Source organism: Corallococcus praedator, assembly GCF_003612125.1.
GTDB classification, from domain to species: Bacteria; Myxococcota; Myxococcia; order Myxococcales; family Myxococcaceae; genus Corallococcus; species Corallococcus praedator.
The window spans coordinates 1-2,249 of record NZ_RAWI01000697.1 but is presented as its reverse complement, the minus strand read 5'-3'; the positions used below and the strand labels follow the sequence as shown (position 1 = coordinate 2,249).

The window sequence follows — 2,249 nt, the reverse complement described above, 5'->3', positions numbered from 1 at the left end:
TGATGGGAGTCCTGCTGCCGCTCACGGGCGCGGTGCTGGTGGGGTTCGTCCTGGGACGTCCGCAGGGGTGGTACGGCACGCCGGTGCTGGGGCTCGTCACGTACGGAGCGCTCGCGGTCGCGGGGACGCTCGTGGGCGAGGCCTGGTGGGCAAGGGCCGTGACCCGACGCAAGGCGGAGGGAGCGTCCCGGTACTTCGAGCGCTGGAGTGGAGCGCTCGCATGGGGCGCCTGCCTCACTGCGGTGGGAACGTCCGCGGGCGTGGGCGTGACGTACCCACTGCTCCTCTGGCTGCTGGGAGGGTCCGGGGGGCTCCTGGTGGCGGCCCGGGTGCCCCGGTGGCGCGGCGTCGCGCTCGCGCTGGGCCTGCTTCCCGGGCTCTGCCTGATGGCTCAGGCGACGTCGCGGTTGCTGGCGCTGGCCCTTCCGCTGACGGGACACCTGCTGGTGCCGTTCCCGCTGGATGGCGTCATCGCGCTCCTCGTGGCGCTGCCCACGCTGGCGGGAGCGTGGATGGTCGCGGCCGCGCTGCCGTGGGCGGAAGGAGGGCGCCCCGCGCTGCTGGGCGTGGGTGGGCTCGCGCTGGGCGGATGGGTGGCGCTGGCGCTCGTGGCGCCTCACGACGCGGAGCACCCGCGGAGGCTGCGCGCGGTGGAGCGGACCGACGCCTCCGGAAGCGTCCTCGTCCTCCAGAGCATGGACGGGCTGTCGCTCGGCACGCTCGCCCCCGGGCTCACCGGGGCCCAGGCCGCGCAAGCCCAGACGGAGCTCTCCCTCCCGGAGGCGCGCCCCACCGAGCCTGACGGGTCGCACCTCCCGCCGCCACGGCTCACCGTGGAGCGCGTGGAACACCAGGGCGCGGAGCGACAGGTGTCCCTGCGCCTCACCGCCCCGGAAGGCGCGTCGCTGCGCCTGGAGGTGCCGCGCGCGGCCCTCATCTCCTGGTCGCTGAGCCCGAGCCTCCCCGAGCTGCCCGCGGAGGCGGCCGCCTTCACGGCCCTGGCGGTGAGCCCTCCCGCCGAAGGCTGGCGCGTGGACCTGCGCCTGCGGGGCCATGAGGCCGTGCCCCTCCGGGTGCGAGCCTCACGCGAGGGCGCGGTGACGCCGACGCTGGACGCCCTGCGCCGCGCGTTGGATCCCACCCGCACGGGTTCGTTCGCCGCGTCCCACACCGTGGAGGCGCGGCCATGAGGCCCAAGTCCTCACCCGGGCGCGGGCAGCGCCGCGAACTCCTTCACCAGCCGCGCGGTGACGAGCGCGGTGAGCCGGGCCGGATCGAACTCGGGGATGAACTCGCTGACGTCCATGCCCACCAGCTCGTAGCGCCGGGCCAGCCCCCGCAGGAGCACCAGCAGCTCGCGGAAGGTGGGGCCGCCAGGGTAGGGCGCCTCCACGGCGGGGACCTCATGGGGCGCGAGCCCGTCCAGGTCCACGGACACGAACACGCGCCGCACGTCGCCCAGCTGCGCCGCCATCGACTCGAGCACCGCCGGCAGGCCCCGCTCGACCAGCTCCGTGGCGTGGATGACGCCCGGCTTCCACGCGCGCAGCCCCTCCTTCTCGCGCGCGTTCACCTGCCGGATGCCGAACAGGCACGTCCGCTCCGGCCGCAGGTGGGGCAGCTTCCAGGCGTGGTGGAGGATGGAGTCGAACGCCAGCGCGTCATCCCGGGCGCAGTCCGGATGGGCGTCCACGTAGACGACGCCGCAGTCCTCGAACACGTCACTCACCGCGGCCAGGGCCGCGTACTTGATGTGGTGATCGCCTCCCACGCCAATGGCGCGCTGCCCCTTGAGGAAGAGCGAGGCGAAGCGCTCGCGCACCACGGCCACCTGCGCCGGCACCGCGAGGCCCTCCACGGGAAGGTTGCCCGCATCGAACAGGCCCTCCCCGTCCTCCAGCAGCTCCGTGAGGGACGGGGAGCCGTTGTCGGCCTCGCGCATGAAGTCGGCGCTGAAGAGCGTCCGGGGCATGTCGGACCGGCCCCGTACGCTCTCGGAGAAACCGGCCCCCTGCGTGTTGGCGCCGAACAGCACGGCGCGCGCCGGGTGCTCCTCGCGACACAGGGCATGGCGCAGGCGCTCGCTCATGGGCGGACCTCCGCTCCAGGCAGGGACACCGCGACGGGGAACAAGGAGGGCTTCATGCAGGCTCCAGTGCGGACAGGCCCACCCGGGGTGGGACAGGTGAGGGGGCCCATGCGGGCCCCGGTGGGCGCGGACGGCTCAGACGGGGCTGACCGCGCGGGGG

At 74.7% G+C, this 2,249-nt stretch carries 1 protein-coding gene and 1 pseudogene; one reads left to right on the top strand and one right to left on the bottom strand.

Translation table 11 applies throughout. From position 1 onward, the window contains the following. Window positions 1-1,190 (top strand): annotated as a pseudogene (locus D7Y13_RS46185) (hypothetical protein); the annotation flags it as partial. Window positions 1,191-1,201: 11 nt separating this feature from the next. Here D7Y13_RS46185 and D7Y13_RS40965 read toward each other — a convergent pair. Next, window positions 1,202-2,089 carry an arginase family protein gene (locus D7Y13_RS40965; protein WP_120538404.1) on the bottom strand — a complete coding sequence of 296 codons (888 nt, stop codon included), beginning with the start codon at window positions 2,087-2,089 and terminating at the stop codon, window positions 1,202-1,204. Between the last annotated feature and the right edge of the window lie 160 nt (window positions 2,090-2,249).

Bases quoted from the DNA above. Each gene is read 5' to 3' on its own strand.
- D7Y13_RS40965 (WP_120538404.1), bottom strand. From the start codon at position 2,089: ATGAGCGAGCGCCTGCGCCATGCCCTGTGTCGCGAGGAGCACCCGGCG.